Genomic DNA, 21,361 nt, shown 5'->3' with positions numbered 1-21,361 from the left:
CGTGGCCGACACCCGACAACGCCTGATCGACGGCACGATCGAGACGATCCGCACGCACGGCCTCAACGGCACCACCGCGCGGAGCATCGCGGCGACCGCCGGGGTCAACCAGGCGCTGGTCTTCTACCACTTCGGCACCGTCCACGACCTGCTGCAGGCCGCGTGCCTCGCCGCGACGCAGGCCAGGGTCGCACCGTTCGTCGAACGCCTCGACGAGGTCACCGATCTGCGGCAGCTGCTTGCGCTGGGCCGCTCCCTGCACGCCGACGAACGCGCGCAGGGCAACGTCACGGTGCTCGCCCAGATGCTCGCCGGCGCACAGGCCGACCCCAAACTCGCCGAAGCGACCGCTACGGCCCTGCAGTTGTGGATCGCGCCGATCGAGAGCGCCTTGACCAGGTTGCTGGCCGACTCCCCTATGGCCGAGGTGATCGACACGCCGGGCCTCGCACGCGCGGTGAGCGCCGGGTTCGTCGGACTGGAGCTCTACGAGGGCGTCGACCCGGACGGGACCGAGGCGGCTCTGGACGCGCTCGACCGGCTGGCCGTCCTCATCGAGGTGATCGACGACCTCGGACCGATCGCCCTCCGTGCGCTGCGCGGCAAACTCCGCAGAACAACCAAAAAAGCGCGGTAGCCGATTGGTCAACCGGCCTGGTTGACGGTGTCCGACAGTGTTTCCGCCATTCGTTCGGCGAGGCGCAGTGTCCGGCGGTCGTCGAACCGTCCTCCTTGGACGGTCAGCCCGACCGGAAGACCGGTCGCGGGGGTGGCGAGCGGGAAGGTGACCATGGGCGCCCCGAGCATCGCGCCTGGCGTGGTGTTCCGGGTGTAGAGCTCGAAAGCGTCGACGCGGCTGCCCAGATGTTCCACGGTCCCGTCGCAGTCGACGGGCGGCGCCGGTGCGGGCGTGGTGGGAAATGCGAGCGCGTTGAGTGTGTGCTTGTGCAGCAGTTCTGCGTAGCGCGCTCGCGCTTGCTCGGTTTGCCGCTGGGCGATCGCGTATTCGTCGGGCGACACCGGGGACGATGCCTCCGCTTCCAGGATCTGCCGGACGTCCGGACTGCGCACGCCCGCGACCAGCCGGGCGAACGCCTCCTCCGGGTTCATGCCCAGGGCGCGGGCGACGGCGTCTCCGAGCAGCCGACGCGCTTCCCAACAGACGATCGGCATCGCCGCCGCGTGGCTCAGCTCCCAGATCTCCTCGAGGTGCACCGGCACCAGCTCGACGACGTCCCCGAGCGCGGCCAAAGCCGCTTCGGTCGCCGCTCGCGTGCTGGGGTGCAGCTCGCGGAACAGCTCGGCGGGCACCCCGATGCGGGGCCGCGGAAGGTCCTGGTCCGTTGTTTCGCCGAGCATCGCCCGGTCGATCTCGGCGAGGCGGCGCACCGAGCGCGCGAAGATCCCGGGGGCGTCCCGTGTCCACGACAGGCCGACGATGCCCGCCGTCGGCCAGCGTCCGGTGCTGGGGCGGAATCCCGCGACCCCGCACAGGCTGGCGGGAATCGAGATCGAGCCCCCGGTGTCCGTGCCCAATGCGACCTCGGCGTGGCCGCGCGCGACGACCGCGGCGCTGCCGCCCGAGGATCCGCCTGCCAGATAGCCCGGACGATCCGGCAAGCGCACCGCGCCGTAGGAGGCGTTCTGCGACGTGATCCCGAAGGCGAGTTCGTGCATGTTCGCCATGCCCACGACCACCGCGCCGGAGCGGCGCAACAGCGCGACGACCGGGGCGTCGGCCTCCTCCGGTCCGAGGTCCAGCAGCTCGCATCCGGCGGACCGGCGCAGTCCGCGCACCGCGATGTTCGCTTTCACCGCGAGCGGATACGGCGTCCCGTCCGCCAGCGGCAACTGGGCCGCGATGTCCTCGGCAGTACAGGTTTGCGTCCACTCCCCCGGTTCCGGTCGTCCGACCGGCTCGAGGACAGCGGGGTGGGCGGTGACGCCCGCCGGAGAAAGCGGCATCCGGGGCTCCTTTGCAGCGAATGAGGCTTAACCGGGAGTCTCGGCATGCCACGCGGTCTCCGCCATCGTCATTTCTGACGATGGCGGAGGTGATGCGCCGCCAGGGCCGCGCGGTTGGCGGCTCCGGTCTTGGCGAACGCGTTGCTCAGGTGGGTCCGCAAAGTCGGCGGCGCGATCCCGAGGGCCGCGGCGATCTGCTTGTCGCTGTACCCGTCCGCGACCAGCTCCGCGACCTGGGCTTCGCGCCGGGATAACGGCTTCTGCCCGGACGGGGCCTCCCTCGGCCAGGTCCGCGCGACCAGATCGCCGAAAGAGCGGAAAACCCGCGCCTCGTCCTCGGTGAACGCGCGGCCGCCGCGTCCCCGCCACAGCCGCAGGTCCACCGAACCGGGACCGGCTCCGGCCGCGAAGTAGTTCATGCCGTGGTACATCCCGCCGCGATGCAGGAAGTCCTGGACGAACTCGGTGGAGACCCCGGCGGCCGGAGTGATCCGCGAAGCGCTCCCCCGCGCGAAAAGCTTCGGGGTCAGGTCGTCGACGTGCCGAAAATGCCTGTCGTAGGCACGAAGCGCGTCGTCGCCGAGGTCGAGCTGGACCGGGTCGGCGTAGGGGCCGGACGAATCGCAGACATAGGAGGCGAAGATGTCCGCCCGCAGCATGCGACGCAGAACGTCGCCGAGGTGGAGGCGTTTTGCCTTCAGCGGCGAGTCAGAGAGGACGATGTCGATCGCTTCGCACGTCAGTGCGTACTCCTGGGCCATACTGCCTCGCTTCGGTGCGAAGTAGCGAGCGCGACTTCAGCTCCGTCGGCTCCCTGCTCGGACGAGAGTGTACGAGGCAACCCCTGAAGACAGCAGACTGCAGCGGGCAGGGCGCAAGAAATTATCAGCGCTCAGCAGTCCGGCGGCGACGCGCCGCGGCGGTTTTGACGCGGTCCTGGCAGGCAGTCGAACAGAAGCGGCGGATGCGGTTGCGGGTGGTGTCGATGAACAGCCGTCCGCAGCCAGGTGCCTCGCACGCGCCGATCCGGTGGGCGTGACCGTCGGCGAGGAACCGGGCGAGGGCTTCCGCGCAGATTGCCGACCACATGGGCACCAGGGACGTTTCGGCCGGGTGGTGGTGCAAGCGCCAGCGTCCTTCCTCCAGTGCCAGGTGCGGGTGGGCGGGGTGCGCGGAGAGCAGCTTGTTGAGCCTGGTCGCTGCGGCGTCCTCGTCACCGGCGCGCAGGTTGTCGAGTACCGGCCGCAGTGCGTTGGCTAGTGCGGTGAATTCGGGGGCGTCGTCGGCCGTCACCTGGGCCGCTGACGGCGGGTCGACGGCGAGGATCTCGGCCAAGGCGCTGTCGTCCGGGTGCAGGACTAGGCGGTTGACGAGGTCGATCGCGACCAGCAGCCCGGTGTCGGCGTAAGCGTCCAGGCGCACTTGCTTGCCTGCCTCCCTGTTCAGTAGCGTCACTGGCATAAACAGCCTACGGCAGTGACGTCCATCGGCGGAAGGACGTCCCATGACGCGTACCTCGCCCGCACCGGTCCTGCGTGCGGCGGAACCGTCCGACCTGCCGCGGATCGCCGCGATGTGGGAGGCCGCGTGGCTCGACGGGCACCGCGGCCGTGTGCCGGACGAGCTGATGGCGGTGCGCGATTCCCAGCACTTCACCAGCTTCGCGGCCGACCACCTGAGCACGACGCTGGTCGCCACCGACGGCGGGCCGGGTCTGCTGGGGCTGGTCATCGTCGGGGTCGGCGACGGCGAGGTGATCCAACTCGGAGTGGACCGGGCCGCGCGGGGCACGGGTGTCGGGTCCGCTCTCCTCGAGGCCGCCGAGCGCCTGATCGCGGAAACCCACCGGGAGGCGTGGCTGGCCGTCGTTCCGGCCAATGCCACCGCCCGGCGGCTTTACGAGCGAGCGGGCTGGCGCGACGCCGGGCCGATGGTTCACCAAGCCCCGACCCGGCATGGCACCGTCGGCGTCCCGGTCCACCGGTACGTCAAAACCGTGCGTCCCAGCGCGGCGGGCGCTGCAGGTTGACGGGAACCCGACGGGCCAGTCGTGATCAGTACGGAGTTCCGCCGCCGTCCGCGTTCACCGCCTGGCCGCGGATCGCGAACGCGTTGTCCGACAGGAGGAACGAGATGACCCGCGCGACCTCGGTCAGATCGAGGTGCCGTCCGGCTTGTTCGGTGATCATGGCGTCGAAGATGTCGCCCGCCGGTTCGTGGATGCGGTCGGAATAGGCGTCGGCCACCTGGCGGAGCATCGCGGTCGGCAGGCCTCCGGGGCACACGCAGTTGACGTTGATGTCCGCGTGGGCCAGCGCTGCCGACATCATCCTGGTTTCGTTGATCAGCGCGGCTTTGCTCGCGCTGTAGGCGAGCGATTGGGCGTGGCCGACCTTGCCCGCCTCGGAGGCGACGTTCACGATCGCGCCGGGACGGTTTTCCTCGATCAGGTGCTGTGCCACGAGCCTGGAGAGTTCGTAGGGGCCAACGACGTTGACTGCGAGCTGGCTTTCCCAGTCTGCCGGCGGAATTTGCAGCGGGTCGGAATGGCGGACGATTCCGGCGACGTTGGCGAGGCCGTCGATGCCCGAGAAGTGCGAGATGGCTTCGGCTGCCGCGTCCGCGATGCTTTCGGGCGAGCTCAGGTCGACGACGAACGGGGCCGCTTGCCCGCCGAGTTCGCGGGCCACGGCGGAGACGGCGTCGCCGCGGACGTCCATCAGGGCGAGCCGGGCGCCTTCCGCGAGCAGCAGTTCCGCGGTCGCTCGGCCCAGGCCGCCGGCCGCGCCGGTGACGATGAAGCGCTTGCCCGCGTGGACGGGGAACACCTCCGGGTGCCGGACCGGCAGGGTCCGGGTCGCCGTGGTCTTGATGTGCATGATGCATTTCTCCTTGCTGGGCAGGCGGATTCGCCTATTCGGCGGGAGCGTGCCGCTGCAGCCCGTTGAAGATCAGGTTGAGGGCCACCGCCACGACTGCGGTCACGACGATTCCGCTTTGCAGCACCATTTGCAGGCCCTGCGGGAAGGCGTTGAAGATCTCCGGGTAGGACGTGGGGACGAAACCGGCTCCGAGGCTTATCGCGACGACGATGAGGTTGCGGTCGTTGTGCAGGTCGGCCTTTCCCAGGGTCTGGATGCCGACCGTGGCGATGATGCCGAACAGCGTCATGAGGGCGGCGCCAACCGCGGGAGCCGGCAACGCCGCGGCCACGGCGGCCACCTTCGGCAGGCAGCTGAGCACGACCATCAGAACACCGGCGGCGGCCACGACCCAGCGGCTTTTCACGTTGCTCGCCCGCACCAGGCCGATGTTGCCGTTGAACGTGGTCGGCGGGACCGAACCCACGATCCCGCCCAGTACGGCGGCGACGCCTTCGGCGAGGATCCCGCGGCGGACTTCCTTGTCGGTGGGGCCCCGTCCGAGGATCTCGCCGACCGCGAAGTAGCTGGACGTGCATTCCACGCCCACGATCAGGACGGCGACGGTCATCGCCAGGACGGCGCTGAGATTGAACGTCGGCAGTCCGAAGTGGAACGGCACCACGAACGAGAACCAGCTCGCGTCGGCGACTCCGCTGAAGTCAGCGACCCCGACGGCGGCACCCACGGCTCCCCCGGCGACCAGGCCGACGAGAATGGCGATGCTCTTCAGCAGGCCTTTGCCGAACCGGTAGATGAGGAGAACCGTCACGACGGTCGTCGCCGCGACTGTCAGATTGGCCGCGCTCCCGAAGGACTTCGTGCCCGGCTCGCCGCCGCCGATCAGCTTCACCGTGATCGGCAGCAACGAGAGCCCGACCATCGCGATCACCGATCCGGTGACCACCGGCGGAAACACCCGGAGCAGCGCCCCGTACAGCGGCGAGGCGGCGGCGAGCACGAGCCCCGCGACGATGGACGCGCCGAAGACGGCCAGCAGTCCGCCGATGCCGCCGCCGTTGGCGTTGCCGATGGCGATCGCCGGGCCGATCACCACGGCCGAACCGCCGAGCACCAGAGGTTTCCTGATCCCGATCCGCCAGACGCCGACCGTCTGCACGATCGTGGCGATGCCGCCGGCGAGGACCGTGGCGGCGAGGAACACCACTGTCTCCGCTTGGGGAAGGTGAATGCCGGCCGCGATGATGACCGGCAGCACGAGCACCGTCGCGTAGAAGGTCAGCAGGTGCTGGACGCTGTAGAGCGCGAACCGTCCGAACCTCGGCACCTCGTTGACAGCTGCGTCGGCGTCGGCGGGGACTGGGTTCGGGGCGGTTCTGGGCCGATCGACCATGATCGTCTCCCTCGGAACGGGGTGGGCTGGGCGTGGATCACGCCGTGCGTCCCCCACGCACGAGCGGGTGGCCGGGAAGTCAGGCGTGCCCGGCTGAACGGATCATTCGGCGGGGCGCGCTTCCCGGACCCAGGTCGGGGTGATCCCGGCCGGGACCTCCTCGTAGTCGGGCAGGGAACGGAAATTGCGCTCTTCCCCGCCCGGGCTGTAGGTCACGATCAGCCGCAGGGCCCGCCATCCGGTGTTGAAGGTCGAATGGTCCACGCCGCGCGGCACGAACACCGCGTCGCCGGTCTTGATCGGGAACGGATCGCTGTCGCCGACCGTCTGCACCCCCTCGCCCTCGATGACGTAGAGGACTTCCTGGGCGTTGGGGTGGTTGTGGATCGCGTGCCCGCGTCCGGGGTAGACGATCACTTCGCCGACGGTGGTTTCGGTGCCCTCGATCGTGGACGGGTTCACCAGCCACTTGAGGGTGCCCCAGTCCAGGACCATCGTCGGCGTCTTTTCCGGTTCGACATGCATGCGGTTCTCCTCGGTTCGGTCACGCGCGCAGCGCGGTGAATGCCTTGACCTGGTCGACGATCGCCCGCTCGGTCGGCAGGCGTTCCATGGACGAGGCGCCGAAGAATCCGGCGACTCCGGTGGTGTGCTCGAGGACGTAGCCGACGTCCTCGGGTTCGGCGATGGGACCGCCGTGGCAGAGGACGATCACGTCGGGGTTCTCCGCGACGGCGGCGTCGCGCATCTGCTGGATGCGCTCGACGGCGACCTCGAGCGTGACTGCCGTGCGCGCCCCGACGGAACCGGAGGTCGTCAAGCCGAGGTGGGGCACGATGATGTCCGCTCCCGCCGCGGTCATGGCTTTGGCCTGCTCGGGGTCGAAGACGTAGGGCGACGTGATCAGGTCCCGTTCCCGGGCCGCGGCGACCAGGTCCACTTCGAGCTGGTACCCCATCCCGGTTTCTTCGAGGTTCTGCCGGAAGACGCCGTCGTAGAGCCCGACGGTCGGGAAGTTCTGCACCCCGGCGAACCCCATGTCCTTGAGGTCGTCGAGGAATTTCGGGATGACGCGGAACGGATCGGTTCCGCACACGCCCGCGAAGACCGGGATCTCCGACACCACCGGCAGCACTTCGCTCGCCATTTCGACCACGATCGCGTTGGCGTCCCCGTAGGGCAGCAGTCCGGCGAGCGACCCGCGGCCGGCCATCCGGTAGCGCCCGGAGTTGTAGATGACCAGCAGATCCGCCCCGCCGGCTTCGGCCAGCTTCGCGGAGAGCCCGGTTCCGGCGCCGGCTCCGATGATCGGCGCGCCGGAGCCGATTTTCGCGCGCCAGGCGGAAAGGCGGTCAGTTCTCTGCATTCTTGTTCTCCTCGGACACCGTCAGGTAGCGGAGCAGGGTCCCTGCTGCCGCACGGGCGAATTCGGGGTCGTTGATGTGGGCATCGACCTGGACGACCTCGACCGCGCTGCCAGCGACGGCGGCGACCGCGGCGCTGGTCAACGCCTCGTCGGCGGCGGGGTCTTCGAACAGGCCGCCGGAAGTGTCCAAAGCAGACACTCCGCGGCCAGGGACGACCAGCGCGGTGGGGCCGGAAGCCGCAGCGAGCTTGCGCCCGACGATCTCGCCCAACTGCGCCGACTCCTCGGCGGTCGTGCGCATCAGCGTGACGGTTGCGTTGTGCTCGTACAGCAGGCGCGAGGCGAAGCGCGGGGGAACCGTGTCCCGGGCTCCGAAGTTGACCATGTCCAGCGCGCCGAGGCTGACGACTTGCGGGATGCCGTGCGACCCGGCCGCGGTGAGCCGGTCCGGACCGGCGGTCAGCACCCCGCCGACCAGTTCGTCCGCCAGCTCCGTGGTGGTCAGGTCGAGGACGCCAGCCAGGAAACCGCCTGCTGCCAGCCCTTCCAGCGCGCGTCCGCCGGCACCGGTCGCGTGGAAGACGAGAACCTCGTAGCCCGCGTCCTCGAGAATGGTGCGGCACGCTTCGACCACCGGTGTGGTCACCCCGAACATCGACGCGGCCACGAGCGGCCGCTCGTCCGGCTCGGGTTCGCGGTCGGCGTAGCGCTCGGCCATCCCGGCGATCGCTGCCACGGCGTTCCCGAGCACTGCCTTCGAGAGCCGGTTGATTCCGGCGATGTCGACGACGCTGTACATGATCGTGACGTCGGACGCGCCCACGTACGGCGAGACGTCCCCGGAAGCCATCGTGCTCACCAGCAGCTTCGGGAAGCCGACCGGCAGCACCTCCATGGCCGCGGCGGCGATGGACGAGCCTCCCGAACCGCCTGCTGAAAGGAACCCGTCGATCGAGCCGTTTCGGGCCAGCTCGGCGACGGCCCGGGCGGCTCCGGCGCTCATCGCGGCCAGCGCCTTTCCCCGGTCGTCGTCCTCGATCAGCTCGCGAATGCTGGTTCCCGCGAGCCGGGCGACCTCGTCGCGCGTGGTCTCGCACGCGCCGACGGGCTCACCGGCGACACCGGCGTCGATCAAGTGCACCCGGTGGCCCAAGCCTTCGAGCTGGCTGCGCATCCACTGGAACTCCGCGCCCTTGGTATCGAGGGTCCCGAGCATCGCCACGGTAGCCATTGACTCCCCTACGGATCATCGTGCGCCGACTTCGTTGTCCGGCCGGGCTAGAGTGTGCCCAGACGATAATTGGATCATCTAGGCCAATCGGCGGAAATTGGCTGGAGGACTCGGTGCGCCAGGTATCCGCGACGGAATTCGCGCAGGCCATCGCCGGGTGGCAGCAGCACGCCGGCCGCAAAGCGGAGCAGGTGGCCGCGGCGCTTCTCGACGCGCTGCAAGCGCAAGAGATCCCCTTCGGCTCGGTCCTCCCGGCCGAACGCGCCGCGGCCGCTGCCCTGGGCGTCAGCCGCACCACGATCACCGAGGCGTATTCGCTGCTGCGCGAGGGAGGCTTGCTGGAAAGCCGGCAAGGAAGCGGCTCCCGCCTGCACCGGCCCGACGGCAGCCGGAAGAGCCCGGCGTTGCCCAGCTTCGAGCCGGACAGCCGCCTGAGCAGCTTCTCCGACCGGGCCGGCGACGAATCCCGTCCCGGCCAGTTCGTCGATCTCTCCAGCGGCAGCCTCCCCGGCCTGCCCCTGGTCGGCGAAGCCTGGCGGCGGGCCGCCGACCGGGGCATCGACGCGCTGCTGGCCGCTGACGGCTACGAACCGCGCGGCCACCTCCCCCTCCGCGAGTCGATCGCCGCGCTCTGCACCAGCACCGGGGTTCCCACCGACCCCGACCAGATTCTCGTGACTTCGGGGTCCCAGCAGGCTCTGGAGATCATTTCCCGCACCTGGATCGACGACAACGAGCCCATCGTCGTGGAGGACCCTTCCTACCGCGGCGCGCTCGAAGCGTTCCGGGCCCGCGGCGCGCAGATGTACACCATCGCGGTCGAACGCGACGGCGCCGACGTGCAGGCGCTGGAACGCATCACCCGGCGCACCCATCCGCGTTTCGTCTACCTCCTGCTCACCTCGCACAACCCCACCGGCGTGCACATGTCCGCGGAAAAACGGCAGACGGTAGCCGATCTCGCGAACGAGCGCGGCTTCGTGGTGATCGAAGACGCGTCCAGCGCGCACCTCGCCTTCCGCCCGCCGCCGGCCGCGAACCTGTTCGGATTGGTCAACCCCGCGCAGTCGGTCCTCATCGGATCGTTGTCGAAGCTGTTCTGGGGAGGCCTGCGGGTGGGCTGGATCCGCGGGCCGCGTCCGATGATCGAGCGGTTCCAGCGAGCGAAGGTCGCGATGGACCTCGGAACGTCGCTGCCGAGCCAGATCCTCGCGCACGAACTGCTGCCGCACACCGCCGAAGCCATGAAAACACGGGCAACCACGCTGCTCGACGGCCTGGCGGAACTCGAACAGGCTCTGACGCTGCACCTGCCGCATTGGTCGTGGACCCGGCCGGACGGAGGAAGCGGGCTGTGGGTCAGAGCCCCCGGAGTCGACACCGAGAGCCTGGCCGACGCGGCAAGGCTCTCGGGTGTGCGGTTCACGCCGGGACCGGCGTTTTCGTCAGTCGGCGGGCAGACCGAGATGCTCCGGCTTCCCTTTGGCCGGACTGGCCGCCTGGAGGAAGCCGTCGCACGGTTGGCTGGCATCGCGAGTGTCGGCTGACGTTGCTCAGTCGCAGCTTCACCGCCTCGCCAGGTCCAGGTTCTTGGTCTCCCGGAACGCGAACCCGACCACCAGGGACGACACCACCGCGATCGCCATCAGGTAAACCCCCGGAGCCAGCGAGTTGCCGGTGAGCGTGACGAGCCCGGTCGCCACGAACGGCGCGGTCCCTCCGAAAAGGACATACGCCGCCGTGTAGCCGATCGCCGAGCCGCTGGCGCGGACCGGGCCCGGGAACATCTCCACCATCGCCGGCACGTTCGACGTGCCGATGACCGCGACCAGCACGGCGAGCACCGCGGTGCCGACCAGCGCCCCGGCGAATCCGGCGTGCATCAGCGCGAACGCGGGCAGCGTGCACACGGCGAACCCGAGGCACGACACCAGCAGCATCCGTTTGCGTCCGTACCGGTCGCTCGCCGACGCCATGAACGGGCAGGCCGCGCTGTAGCACAGCATCGACACCACGCTCGCGATCAACGACTGGGTGCGCGAGTAGTGCAGCTCGTCGGCCATGTACGTGATCATGTAGCTGCTCATCAGGTAGTACGCGATCGCGTTCGTGATGCTGTAGCCGAAGAGCGTGAAGATCTGCCGCTTGTGCGAGCGGAGCGCGTCGCGCAATGGCTTGCGCTGCACGGAGTTCTCGCTTTGCAGCTGCCGGAACACCGGGCTGTCCTCGACCCGGCGGCGCAGGTACAGCCCGATCAGCCCGAGCGGGCCGGCCAGCAGGAACGGCACCCGCCAGCCCCAGGTGTGCAGCGCGCCCGAGGACAAAGCGGAGGTCAGCAGCACCCCGACCGCCGATCCGGCGACGCTGGCCAGGCCGACGGTGGCGGGCACGGTGCTGGCGAAACGGGCGCGCCGTCCGTCCGGCGCGTGCTCCATGATGAAGGCCGAAGCGCCGGTGTACTCGCCGCCGGTGGAAAACCCCTGCAACGTGCGCAGGACGAAGAGCAGGATCGGCGCGGCGACCCCGAGCGCGGAGTACGTGGGCAGCACGCCCATCAGGAACGTGGCCCCGCTCATCAGCAGCACACTCAGCGCGAGCGTCCGGTTGCGGCCGATCCGGTCCCCGTAGTGCCCGAAGAACGCCGCGCCCAGCGGTCGCGCGACGAACCCGCCCGCGAAGATCGCCCACGTGGCCAGCAGCGCCGCCGACGGGTCGTTCTTGGGGAAGAACTCGGCGGCGATGGTGGACGACATCGTCGCGTAGGCGGCGGAGTCGAACCATTCGGTGAAATTGCCGATGCCCGAGGCGAGTGCGATCTTCCGCCTGCCGCGGGAAAGGGTCGCGGGCTGTTCGGTCCGGACGGTCATTGGCCGGCTCCTCGTCAGTCGGTGCCGGGGCCGCGATCGCGGCCCCGGAGGTCGGCCCGGCGGATCTTGCCGGTGGCGGACCGGGGCAGCACGTTCACGAACTCGATGTGCCGCGGGTAGGCGAAACGCGAATAGGTCTCCTTGGCGAAAGCGCGCAGTTCTTCGGCGAGCGCGTCGCCGCCGTCGTAGCCGGGCGCGGGTTGCACCCAGGCCTTGACCGCCTGGCCGCGCACCGGGTCCGGAACGCCGACCACCCCGGCGTCGGCCACCGCCGGGTGGGCCCGCAGGGCGTGTTCCACCTCGAACGGGCTGACCCGGTACCCGGACGTCTTGATCACGTCGTCGGTGCGGCCGAGGAACCAGAAATAGCCGTCCTCGTCGGCGAAAGCCTGGTCGTTGGTGTGGTACCAGCCGCCGCCGAAGACCGCCGCGGAGTCCTCCGGCCGGTTCCAGTACCCCAGCGGGTACTGCGGGTTCGACCGGGCGCGCAGGCAGATCTCGCCGGGTTCGCCCTGCGGCACCGGCTGCTCGCGCGCGTCCAGCAGCGCGACGTCCCAGCCCGGCAGCGGACGGCCCATCGAACCGGGTTTCACCGGCACCCCGGGGAAATTGCCGACCAGCGGGTACGACTCGGTGGAGCCGTAGTAGTCCAGCAGCGGCACGCCGAACTGCCCGGTGAACCAGTCGATCAGGTCGGCGGTCAGCGGTTCGTTCGAGGAGCACACCACCCGCAGCTTGTGCGGGTAGCGCAGGCCGGCGTCCGGGACGTCGGCGGCCATCTTGCGCAGGAACGTCGGGTTCACCAAGGCGGTGGTGACCCCGTTGCGGGACAGGGAATCGAGCAGGCCCTCGGGGTCGAACCCGCCGGCCGGGCGGTAGACGAGCTGCGTCGCGCCGGCGCGCAGCGGCCCCAGCAGCTTCGCCATCGACCACGCCCAGTCCCCGGCTCCGTAGAACACGTCCCCGGGGCGCAGGTCGTGGCAATAGCGGAACTCGTTGTGCCCCAGCAGCGTCCGGTGCGCGTGCACGATGCCCTTGGCCTTGCCGGTGGTGCCCGAGGTGTAGAAGATCAGCGCCGGATCGTCGGCGGCGGTGTCCGCCGTCTCGAATCGCGGCGGCAGTTTTTCGATCGCCGGGTCGTCGATCTCGACGATGTGCCCGGCGAAGCCGCGGACGCGGTCGCGCGCCTCGGGTTCGGTCACCAGCACGGTGGCTCCGGAGTCGGCCAGCCGGTAGCGGATCGGCTCGTCGGCCCACAGCAGGGACATGGTCACCAGGATCGCGCCGGTGCGCAGCACGCCGAGATAGGCGGCCGGGGTGTCGGGCCGCTGCGGAAGGAGCACCGCCACCCGGTCGCCGGGTCGCACTCCCCGATTCCACAGGTGCGCGGCCACCTGGCGGGAGCGGTCCTGCACCTCGCCCCACGAGATCTCGCGGTGCGTGCCGAGGTGGTCCTCGAAGATCAGCGCGGTGGCGGCGCGGTCGTGGCGGTCGGCCACGTCGGCGGCCATGTTGTAGCGCGGCGGGACTTCCCAGTCGTGCCCGGCGCGCAGCTCGTCGTAGTTCACCCGATGCCCTTTCAGCGCTTCTTGGCGGCCAGGAACCGCGCCATCTCCCGCTGCGGCTCCCCCGTCGCGTAAGCCTCGGCGTGGATCTTCTTGGCCGCGGTCACCGCCTGCGCCAGCGCGTCGTCGTCCAGTTCGCGGAGCCGGGCCTTGGTGAGCGCGACCGCGCCCGGCGGCAGCGCGGCGATCGCGCGGGCCTGTGCGACGGCGGCATCGAGCACCTCGGCCTCGGCGACGAGCCGGGTGAGCAGGCCGAGGCGGTGCGCTTCGACGCCGTCGACGAGCTGGGCGGTCAGGGCGAACTCGGCGGTCTTGGCGCGGCCGAGGATGTCCCACATCGCCCAGATCCCGGTGATGCTGGGGATCCCGGAGGCCACCTCGGGCTGCCCCATGGTCACCCCGGCGTGCCCGATCCGCAGGTCGGCCACCAGCGCGTACTGGAAGCCGGAGCCGGCGACGACGCCGTTGACCGCGGCGACGGTCGGTTTCCGCAGCTCGCGGACCGCGCGGTACAGGCGGTCGAAATCGTCGATCCAGGCCTCCGCGGCGGCGTGGTCGTCCGGGCGGATCGCGGCCGTCTCCGCGAGGTCCTGCCCGGCGCAGAACGCCCTTCCGGCTCCGGTCAGCACCACGCCGCGGCAGGTCGGGTCCTCGTCCAGTTCGCGCAGGTGCCCGATCAGCCGCTCCCGCATCGCGTGGGTCCACGCGTTGAGCTTCTCCGGCCGGTTCAACGTCAGGACCGCGATCTCGTCCCGGCGGTCGAGCAGCACTGTTTCACTCATGGAGGTCGTTTCCTTCGCTCGTCGTCTGCGTCGCGGACAAGAAAAACAGCGCGAGGCCGCCGCTGGCCAACACCAACTGCGACCTGCGGCGATATCAGGTTGGTATGGTTCGGCGGATGGAGCTGCGGCATCTGCGGTACTTCGTCGTCCTGAGCGAGGAACTGCACTTCGGGCGGGCCGCGAAACGGCTGCACATGGCGCAGCCGCCGCTGTCGCAGCGGATCCGGGACCTCGAGCGCGAGCTGGGCGTCGAACTGTTCCATCGGGGCCGGGGCGGCGTGCGGCTCACCGAGGCGGGCGCGCTGCTGCTCGAACACACGCGTCCGGTGCTCGAAGGCGTGGACAGCGCGCGGGAGGCGATGCGCCGGATCCTGCCCGGCACGTCGGGCACGCTGCGCGCGGGGATTCCCCCGGACACGATGCCCACGGTGCTGCGCACGATCGCCGACGCGTTCGCCGCGAAGGCGCCGGAGGTGCTGCTGGAACTGCACGAGGTGAGCACGGACGAACAGATCGCCCGGCTGCGGGAGGGCAAGCTCGACGTCGGACTCGTGCGCCACCCCTCCGACACCGTCGGACTGGAGTCAGGGCCGGTCCTGTCCCGGCCGCTCGGCGTCGTGCTGCCGGCGGCGCACCGGCTCGCGGACGCGGACGTCGTGCGGCTGCGCGACCTCAACGGCGCTCCGCTGGTCATCTTCCAGCGCGAGATGGCGCCGCGGCTCTACGACCACATCCTCGCGATCTGCCGCGACAACGGCTTCCTGCCCGGCGCGATCCGGCACGCGCGCAACCCGAACTTCACGCACGGGCTCGTGCTGGCCGGAATGGGCGTGCACTTCAACGAGGAACACCCGCTGCCCGACGGCCTGACCTGGCGCCCGCTCGACGAGAACCGGCTGCGGTGGTCGAGTTCGGTCGTCTGGGTGCCGACGCGCGCCAACGACGTCATCGCCGGATTCGCCGCGGTGGCCGAGGAAGCACTGCGGGCCGCCGGGCACGGGATGTCCACTGTGGACTGACCAGCACCTGGATTCAGAGCTGGGTGTCAGGCACGTCCACTTCGATTTCTTCCAGCGCACCGCCCAGTTTCAGCTGGCAGCCGAGGCGGCTCCGTCGCTCGTCGCGGGGCGCCGCGGTGCACTCGAGCATTTCGTCCTCGTCCTCGGACAGCGGCGGTACTGCCGACAGGTAGGGCTCGCGGACGTAAACATGGCAGGTCGCGCACATCGCCTGTCCGCCGCATTCGCCGACGATCCCGTCGACGCCGTTCTCCACAGCGGCACGCATGACGGTGCTGTCCGCCGCGACCGCGACAGTGCTGACCGCTCCGTCGCGGTGGAAGGTGACCTTGGGCATTCGGTTCTCCTCGAGGATTCAGTCCCAGTGCACGGGCAGGGAAAGCACGCCGCGGAAAACCCAGCCGCCCACCGTCGCGGGCCGGGCCGGATCGGGGCGCAGCCCGGGGAATTCGGCGAACAGCCGCGGCAGCGCGACGCTCACCACGGACGCGCGGGCGACCCACGCACCGGCGCAGAAATGGTTGCCCCCGCCGAAAGCGAGGTGCGGTTTGCGCGGCCGGTCGATGTCGAAGACCGCCGGATCGACGAACACCGCGGGATCCCGGTTGGCCGCGCCGAGCACGATGCCGAGCCGCGCCCCCCGGGGCACCGCGAGCCCGGCCAGTTCGGTGTCTCGCGTCGCCTGCCGGGGATACATGCCGATCGGCGCGACCCAGCGGAGGGACTCCTCGAAGGCATCCCGCCACCGTTGCCCGGCGAGCACCGCCGTCCGCTGCGCCGGATAGGTCAGCAACGCCCACGCAGTGGTCGCGAGCGCGTCGCGCGGTTCGTTGACCCCGCCGCCGATGGTCATTTTCACGTTGGCGCGCAACGCGTCCACCGGCATTCCGGAGGAGGCGAGCACGGACAGCAGGCTGCCGTCGGGTTCGGCGCGCAGGAGCGGCAACAGTTCGTCGATCGCCTCGTCCACCTCGCGGGACGAGCGCTCCGCTGCGGCCCACACCTGCGGGTCGTCGGCATAGTTGCCGGTGCCGTCGATGAGCGTCTGCGACCACCGTTGCAGATCCCCCTGACCGGCATTGCGAAACCCGAGGACGGCACGCAAATTGTCGGCGGCATACGGCGCGGCGAACTCGGCGATGAGATCGGCTCCCGGGCCCGCGGCACGCAACTTTTCCGCGTACGTGCGGTAATTGTGCTCGAAGACCGCTTCCCACTGCTGTTTGACCGCCTTCGGCCGCAACACCCCGCCGTACGCTTTGCGCTCGGCATCGTGCTCGGGGTCGTCCTTGCGCAGCATGCTGTGGCCCATCGAGCGCTTCATCAACGACTGCGCTTCGTCGGCGGAAAACCGTTCCTGGTCGAGTTCGACGGTGTGGCAGGCTTCGTGGCCCACCACCAGGTAGCGATCCAGCGCCGGAACCCAATGGATCGGCGCTCGCGCCAGGAGCCGTTCGTAGATCGGGTACGGGTCGGCGTACAGGGCGGGGATCTCCACCCAGTCCGCGGTCGGGATTTCGCGCGCCGCTGTCGTGTCGAGTGTCATCGTCGACCTCCTCGCTCCCAGCGTGAGCCACGCCACCACGACAGGTAAAGTTCAAATAACCTGCGAACAACCACAGCTGAGGTTTGGTTATGCCTGGCTACACCCTCCGCCAGCTCGAGTACTTCGCGGCGGTGGCGGAGGCGAAGTCGATCTCGGCGGCCGCCGCGGAACTGCACGTGACTCCGACCGCGGTCGCTTCCGCGCTCACCGAACTGGAACGCGTGCTGCGCACCCAGCTGGTGGTCCGCCGCAAGGCGCACGGCATCACGCTGACGCCGACCGGCCAGTACCTGCGAGAGCGCATCGCCGGCCTGCTGCGCGAGGCCGACGAACTCGAACGGGCGGCCGCGGGCGGAGGCCGCGAACTCGCCGGGCCGCTGGCGCTGGGGTGCTACTCCACGGTGGCGCCGACGGTGGTCCCCATCCTGATGGAGTGGGTGCGCGACCAGCACCCGCGCGTGGATCTGTCCGTGGTCACCGGCAGCCAAGCCGAACTGCCGCAGCGACTGCTGGCCGGCGGGCTCGATGTCGCAGTCGGCTACGACATGGCGCTGCCAGACGGACTGGACTCCGTCCCGCTGTACAGCGCCCCGCCGTACGCGCTGCTGCCCGCCGCGCACCGATTGGCCGGCCGCGACACGGTACGGCTGGCCGAACTGGCCGACGACCCCATGATCATGCTGGACTTCCCGCCCGCGGCCCAGCACACCCGCGAACTGTACGAGCGGGCCGGCATCGAACCCCGCGTCGCGCACCGGACCGCCGATTTCGAACTGACCCGCTCGCTGGTCGCCCGCGGGTTCGGCTATTCGGTGCTGATCCAGCGCCCCACGGTGAACCGGTCGTACGAGGACCTGCCGCTCGCGCTGTGCGACCTGGAACCCGCGGAACCGGCCGCGAACGTGGTGATGATGTGGCCCCGCGAGGTCCGCTTGAACGACCGGGCCGCCGCGCTGGTCGAGTTCGCCGCCGGCAACGCTGACCGGCTGGACCCGCGGCGGCGCGCCTGAAGGTCAGGCCCCGGTCCAGGTACCGACGGATCGGTTGGCACCGCGGAGCCGCGTGCACACGCTGGACCGGCCACAACGCCCGCGTTCTCTCCGCACCGAACCTGTTCAGGTGTGCGTGAACCGTACGACGGCCTTCGATCCCTCGATCGCGACCACCTCGAACGACAGCTTGTTGATGCTGGACGCCCCACCCTGGTTCGGGGTCTGCCCCATCGCCGACATCACCATCCCGGACGGCGAAACGGACTGAAAGTCGACCCCTGCGGACGAAACCGCGGTGATGTCCAGCGAACTCATCCCGAGGCTCCTGTTGAAGCGGATGGTCACCGGCCCGGTCACCAGGATCTCGCACTCGCCGTCGGCGCAGGCGCGCAGGTTGGTCCCGTCCGCGGCCGTGGGGAACGGCGCTTTACTGGTCGTGGGCGCGGCGCTGCTCGATGCCGCGGTCGCGCTGGTACTCGCCGGGGCCGGAGACGACGGCGGCGTAGTCGTCGATGCGGTCGGCGAGCCGCCGCACGCGGAGACGGCCCCGGCAACCGTCAGTGTCGTGAGGACCGTCCTGGCCAACAGGTATCGCATGCGGGAACGCTAATCCGGGTGTTCCGGGACCGGTCCCGGAACACCCGGGCCGCCGAAAACCGCCGTGGCGGCGCGTCATCGCCCGTCGGCGGGCCCGTTCATCATGCGCAGCATGCCCAGTCCGCCGGTCCGGACGAACCGCACGACGAGCAGCCCAGCCACGGCGAGGAAGGCGATGTTCAGCCAGGTGGTGTAGTTCCACGAGACGCCCGCGGCCGTCACGATCGCCTGCCGCTGCCCGGGAATCAGCCCGGCGGCCCCGAAAAGCAGTTCGACGAGATAGCCCGCGCCGACCATCGCGGCGTAGAACGTCGCCAGCAGGACGAGCGTCATCCGGGCACCGTAGTACTTCCGGTAGATGTTCAGGATCGGCAGGATCAGCAGATCGGCGAAGAGGAACGAGACGACCCCGCCGAAGCTGATGCCGCCGTTCCACAGCACCGCCGCCAGCGGGACGTTCCCGATCGAGCACACGAACGACAGGATCGCGACGACCGGCCCGATCAGCGGCCCCCACACCGCCGAGACGACCGGGTCGCCGGAGAAGAAGAACGCCCGCCAGAACGCGTCCGGCACCCACGCGCCGATCGCGCCCGCGATTAGCAGGCCGATCAGCAGGTCGCGCAGGATCGCCGCCCACTCCATCACGAAAACCTGCGCCACCGCGGTGAATCCTTGCGGGGACAGCAACCTCGCCGCCGCCGAGCCCTCCGCCTGGACCGACATGTCCATCGCGGCGTGGCCTTCCATCGAACCGGCCAGCCCGCGCTCCGCCTGGTCCCGGGCCCGGTCGATCAGCTTCTTCCGGACGAACAGCCGGAACAGCACCGCGAGCAGCACGATCATGATCGGCCCGCCGACGAACTCCGCAGCGGTGAACTGCCAGCCCATCAGCAACGCCAGGATCACCCCGAGCTCGACCACCAGATTCGTGGAGCCGATCTCGAACGCCATCGCCGCGGTGAAGTCAGCGCCCTTGCGAAACAGCGAACGGGCCAGCGCGACCGCGGCGTAGGAACACGACGAGGACGCCGCGCCGAGCAACGACGACACCGCCAGCGTCCGCGGCCGCCGGTCGCCCATCAACCGCACGATCGTGGATCTGCGCACCACCGCCTGCACCACCGCGGACAGCAGGAAACCCAGGATCAGGGCCCAGAGGATCTCCCAGGCCATCGACCCCGCGAAAGCCAGCGCACGCCAGATCGCGTCCATCGCCCGAGCCTAAGCTCCGCCGGACTGTCCGGCATCGCGTCGGCAAGCACAGGCGAATCCGGCCGAACCCAGCTCCCACGACGATCATGGTGCCGGTGGGCAGTTCCCCGTGCAGCGAAATCGGCACGGCCGGTCCGGACTTAGCGCCTGTTTCCGACTCGGCCACCGCGGCACCGGTCGCAAGCACGCCGCCGAAAGGTCCACAATGGAGCGACCTGCGCGGCTACCGGACTGGAGAGCCAGCAGCGTCCGGTGCCGAGGCGAGGGCGCGAACAACCGCGGTTTGCTTGCCCGACAAAAACTTGACGAGGAACCGGTTCAGTACCGGGAGCCGGAAGAGCCGCAACGCGGCGCGGCGGGCCAGCAGTTCCGCCCGCGATCTCGGCAGGAACCACCGTGCGCTCTTGAGGGCGGCCGCCTGCTTGTCGGCGACGACCGGACGCCACAGCCGCTCGTAGTTTCCCAGCGCCTCCGGCACGGTAGCGGCGCGAGCCACTTGCTCGGCGAGCACGTACGCGCCGCCGATTCCCAGCGAGGCGCCCATTCCCGCGAGCAGCGAGACCGCGTAACCCGCGTCGCCGACCAGGACGACACGGCCGCTGCTCCACCGCGGCATCACGATCTGCGCCACCTGGTCGTAGTAGACCTCGTCGTTCGGCGGACACGCGGCCAGAACACGCGGCGCGACCCAGCCGAGCCGCCGGTGCTCACGGCGAAGCGCGGCAACCCGGTCCTCGGGCAGCGTCGGGTCCGTCGCACGGTGGACGGCGAAAACGGCGACCCGGCCGTCCCGGAGCCCGTAGCAGCCGAGCTCGGCGCCGATGCTGTCGGAAAGGCAAAACCGGTCGCGTACCAGCGCCTGCACCTCGGGGTCCTCGAACGTGTAAGCCGCGGTGTGGAAGCCGAGGTACTTGAGAAAACCAGTCTCCGGGCCGAACGCCAGCTCGCGGACGGTCGAGTGCACCCCGTCGGCGCCGACCAGCAGATCCGCCTCGGATGAGGCCCCGTCGGCCGTGTCGACGCGGACGCTCCCCGCCCCGTCCGAGACACCGACGACCTCGGCGCCGAATCTGAGCTCGACGTCCTCGGGCAGGCTCTCCCGCAGGGCCGACTCGAGATCCGGCCGCATCATGCTCAGCAGCCGTCCGCCGACGGGCTTGGCGAACGCGTCGTACCGGATCACGGCGCGCTGCCGGCCGGATTCGTCGTAGTAGCCCGCCTCCTCGACGTCGTAGCCGAGTTCGCGCAGCCGAGGGAGAACGCCCATCGCTTCCACCGCGTCGTACCCGGGCCCCATGAAGTCGATCATGTAGCCCTGCGCTCGCGGGCCCGGTGCGCGTTCCAGCACCACAACCTCCCAGCCGCGCCGCGCCAGGCACTGCGCCGCGGCCAGGCCCGCGATTCCCGCCCCGCACACGACGGCCTTCACGATCCCGCCCCGTCCAGGCGCAGCTCGACCATCGGCAACTCGGTGTCGCGTTCGCTGATCGCCGCGCCGAAAGTGTTCTCCAGAATCGTCTTGAACTTGCGCCACGCTCGCGGATGCTTGCGCACATAGACCGCCAGCGCGGCGTCCGCCTCCTTGGCGGACAGTTTTCGCGCGGTCGCCGGAGACAGGCCCAGCGCACCGCTGGCCACCCGCACCCGCGGCTCGGCGAGAAGGTTGCGGTACCACTGCGCCCGGTCGCCGAAACCGGACGCCACCACGTAGGTGTCGTGATCCGGGTGACCGATGACCTCCAGCACGACGTAACGCCGGGCTCCGGACTTGCGGCCGACGTGCTCGAGCAGCAGCATCCGGGAGCCGAAAAGGAAACCGAGCCGGGCGCGGTAGAGCCAGATCGGAGCGCGCATCAGCCGCCGGTTGCGCAGCAGCCGGGCGCCCCCGCGGCCAATGGCGTCTGAAGACGGGGTGGCATTGGTCATCTGTCGACCTCGATT

The 21,361-nt window shown here is 70.0% G+C and carries 22 protein-coding genes; 5 read left to right on the top strand and 17 right to left on the bottom strand.

Going from position 1 to position 21,361, the window contains the following annotated elements; all coding sequences use genetic code 11:
• Window position 1 precedes the first annotated feature (1 nt).
• On the top strand, window positions 2-637 hold the full coding sequence (locus DMP23_RS16900) for a TetR/AcrR family transcriptional regulator (protein ID WP_337821652.1): 636 nt from the start codon (window positions 2-4) through the stop codon (window positions 635-637).
• Between the two features lie 8 nt (window positions 638-645).
• Here the strand turns inward: DMP23_RS16900 and DMP23_RS16895 are convergent, their stop codons facing one another.
• The 3 genes from DMP23_RS16895 to DMP23_RS16885 form a co-directional block, all read right to left on the bottom strand.
• Window positions 646-1,965 carry an amidase family protein gene (locus DMP23_RS16895; RefSeq protein ID WP_337821651.1) on the bottom strand — a complete coding sequence of 440 codons (1,320 nt, stop codon included), beginning with the start codon at window positions 1,963-1,965 and terminating at the stop codon, window positions 646-648.
• Between the two features lie 68 nt (window positions 1,966-2,033).
• Window positions 2,034-2,726, bottom strand: coding sequence for a helix-turn-helix transcriptional regulator (locus DMP23_RS16890; RefSeq protein ID WP_337821650.1), 693 nt, complete (start codon window positions 2,724-2,726; stop codon window positions 2,034-2,036).
• Between the two features lie 124 nt (window positions 2,727-2,850).
• On the bottom strand, window positions 2,851-3,420 hold the full coding sequence (locus DMP23_RS16885) for a CGNR zinc finger domain-containing protein (protein WP_337821649.1): 570 nt from the start codon (window positions 3,418-3,420) through the stop codon (window positions 2,851-2,853).
• A gap of 49 nt (window positions 3,421-3,469) precedes the next feature.
• Between DMP23_RS16885 and DMP23_RS16880 the strand changes: the two genes are divergently transcribed.
• Window positions 3,470-3,994 (top strand): GNAT family N-acetyltransferase, encoded by a 525-nt coding sequence (locus DMP23_RS16880; protein WP_337821648.1) that lies wholly within the window; start codon window positions 3,470-3,472, stop codon window positions 3,992-3,994.
• A gap of 25 nt (window positions 3,995-4,019) precedes the next feature.
• Here the strand turns inward: DMP23_RS16880 and DMP23_RS16875 are convergent, their stop codons facing one another.
• The 5 genes from DMP23_RS16875 to DMP23_RS16855 all read right to left on the bottom strand — a co-directional run bounded on the left by DMP23_RS16875 (window position 4,020) and on the right by DMP23_RS16855 (window position 8,837).
• Entirely contained in the window at window positions 4,020-4,844 is an 825-nt protein-coding gene (locus DMP23_RS16875; RefSeq protein WP_337821647.1) for an SDR family NAD(P)-dependent oxidoreductase, read from the bottom strand.
• 34 nt (window positions 4,845-4,878) lie between these two features.
• On the bottom strand, window positions 4,879-6,240 hold the full coding sequence (locus DMP23_RS16870) for a solute carrier family 23 protein (protein ID WP_337821646.1): 1,362 nt from the start codon (window positions 6,238-6,240) through the stop codon (window positions 4,879-4,881).
• Between the two features lie 102 nt (window positions 6,241-6,342).
• On the bottom strand, window positions 6,343-6,765 hold the full coding sequence (locus DMP23_RS16865; protein WP_337821645.1) for a cupin domain-containing protein: 423 nt from the start codon (window positions 6,763-6,765) through the stop codon (window positions 6,343-6,345).
• A gap of 19 nt (window positions 6,766-6,784) precedes the next feature.
• On the bottom strand, window positions 6,785-7,606 hold the full coding sequence (locus DMP23_RS16860; RefSeq protein WP_337821644.1) for a phosphoenolpyruvate hydrolase family protein: 822 nt from the start codon (window positions 7,604-7,606) through the stop codon (window positions 6,785-6,787).
• On the bottom strand, window positions 7,593-8,837 hold the full coding sequence (locus DMP23_RS16855) for a Tm-1-like ATP-binding domain-containing protein (RefSeq protein ID WP_337821643.1): 1,245 nt from the start codon (window positions 8,835-8,837) through the stop codon (window positions 7,593-7,595). The genes DMP23_RS16860 and DMP23_RS16855 overlap by 14 nt, the downstream gene beginning before the upstream one ends.
• A gap of 113 nt (window positions 8,838-8,950) precedes the next feature.
• Between DMP23_RS16855 and DMP23_RS16850 the strand changes: the two genes are divergently transcribed.
• Window positions 8,951-10,384, top strand: a complete 1,434-nt coding sequence (locus tag DMP23_RS16850; RefSeq protein ID WP_337821642.1) for an aminotransferase-like domain-containing protein — start codon at window positions 8,951-8,953, stop codon at window positions 10,382-10,384.
• Window positions 10,385-10,402: 18 nt separating this feature from the next.
• On the opposite strand, the gene DMP23_RS16845 is transcribed toward DMP23_RS16850, so the two are convergent.
• Genes DMP23_RS16845 through DMP23_RS16835 form a run of 3 tightly spaced genes read right to left on the bottom strand, consistent with a single transcriptional unit; the run spans window position 10,403 to window position 14,051 of the window.
• Window positions 10,403-11,704, bottom strand: coding sequence for an MFS transporter (locus tag DMP23_RS16845; RefSeq protein ID WP_337821641.1), 1,302 nt, complete (start codon window positions 11,702-11,704; stop codon window positions 10,403-10,405).
• Between the two features lie 14 nt (window positions 11,705-11,718).
• Window positions 11,719-13,272 (bottom strand): acyl-CoA synthetase, encoded by a 1,554-nt coding sequence (locus DMP23_RS16840; protein ID WP_337821640.1) that lies wholly within the window; start codon window positions 13,270-13,272, stop codon window positions 11,719-11,721.
• 11 nt (window positions 13,273-13,283) lie between these two features.
• The gene (locus DMP23_RS16835; RefSeq protein ID WP_337821639.1) at window positions 13,284-14,051 is read right to left on the bottom strand and encodes an enoyl-CoA hydratase/isomerase family protein; all 768 of its coding nucleotides are present in this window, start codon (window positions 14,049-14,051) and stop codon (window positions 13,284-13,286) included.
• Window positions 14,052-14,167: 116 nt separating this feature from the next.
• Here DMP23_RS16835 and DMP23_RS16830 point away from each other — a divergent pair, with 116 nt between their 5' ends.
• Window positions 14,168-15,070, top strand: coding sequence for a LysR family transcriptional regulator (locus tag DMP23_RS16830; protein WP_337821638.1), 903 nt, complete (start codon window positions 14,168-14,170; stop codon window positions 15,068-15,070).
• A 13-nt stretch (window positions 15,071-15,083) separates the two neighbouring features.
• On the opposite strand, the gene DMP23_RS16825 is transcribed toward DMP23_RS16830, so the two are convergent.
• Window positions 15,084-15,407: a 2Fe-2S iron-sulfur cluster-binding protein gene (locus DMP23_RS16825; RefSeq protein WP_037806095.1), complete on the bottom strand. Its 324-nt coding sequence runs from the start codon at window positions 15,405-15,407 to the stop codon at window positions 15,084-15,086.
• Window positions 15,408-15,425: 18 nt separating this feature from the next.
• A complete protein-coding gene (locus DMP23_RS16820) occupies window positions 15,426-16,616 on the bottom strand; it encodes a cytochrome P450 (RefSeq protein WP_337821637.1) in 1,191 nt (396 codons plus the stop codon).
• A gap of 89 nt (window positions 16,617-16,705) precedes the next feature.
• Between DMP23_RS16820 and DMP23_RS16815 the strand changes: the two genes are divergently transcribed.
• Window positions 16,706-17,626 (top strand): LysR family transcriptional regulator, encoded by a 921-nt coding sequence (locus DMP23_RS16815; RefSeq protein ID WP_337821636.1) that lies wholly within the window; start codon window positions 16,706-16,708, stop codon window positions 17,624-17,626.
• Window positions 17,627-17,731: 105 nt separating this feature from the next.
• Here the strand turns inward: DMP23_RS16815 and DMP23_RS16810 are convergent, their stop codons facing one another.
• The 4 genes from DMP23_RS16810 to DMP23_RS16795 all read right to left on the bottom strand — a co-directional run bounded on the left by DMP23_RS16810 (window position 17,732) and on the right by DMP23_RS16795 (window position 21,346).
• Window positions 17,732-17,923 carry a hypothetical protein gene (locus DMP23_RS16810; RefSeq protein ID WP_337821635.1) on the bottom strand — a complete coding sequence of 64 codons (192 nt, stop codon included), beginning with the start codon at window positions 17,921-17,923 and terminating at the stop codon, window positions 17,732-17,734.
• A gap of 357 nt (window positions 17,924-18,280) precedes the next feature.
• Window positions 18,281-19,420 carry a permease gene (locus DMP23_RS16805; RefSeq protein ID WP_337821634.1) on the bottom strand — a complete coding sequence of 380 codons (1,140 nt, stop codon included), beginning with the start codon at window positions 19,418-19,420 and terminating at the stop codon, window positions 18,281-18,283.
• 223 nt (window positions 19,421-19,643) lie between these two features.
• Window positions 19,644-20,849 (bottom strand): FAD-dependent oxidoreductase, encoded by a 1,206-nt coding sequence (locus DMP23_RS16800; protein WP_337821633.1) that lies wholly within the window; start codon window positions 20,847-20,849, stop codon window positions 19,644-19,646.
• A complete protein-coding gene (locus DMP23_RS16795) occupies window positions 20,846-21,346 on the bottom strand; it encodes a nitroreductase family deazaflavin-dependent oxidoreductase (protein ID WP_337821632.1) in 501 nt (166 codons plus the stop codon). Before DMP23_RS16795 ends, DMP23_RS16800 begins: the two co-directional genes overlap by 4 nt.
• Window positions 21,347-21,361: the final 15 nt, after the last annotated feature.

This window comes from Amycolatopsis sp. A1MSW2902, from assembly GCF_017312175.1.
Lineage (GTDB): Bacteria > Actinomycetota > Actinomycetes > Mycobacteriales > Pseudonocardiaceae > Amycolatopsis > Amycolatopsis nivea.
This window is presented reverse-complemented; position numbering and strand designations above follow the sequence as displayed.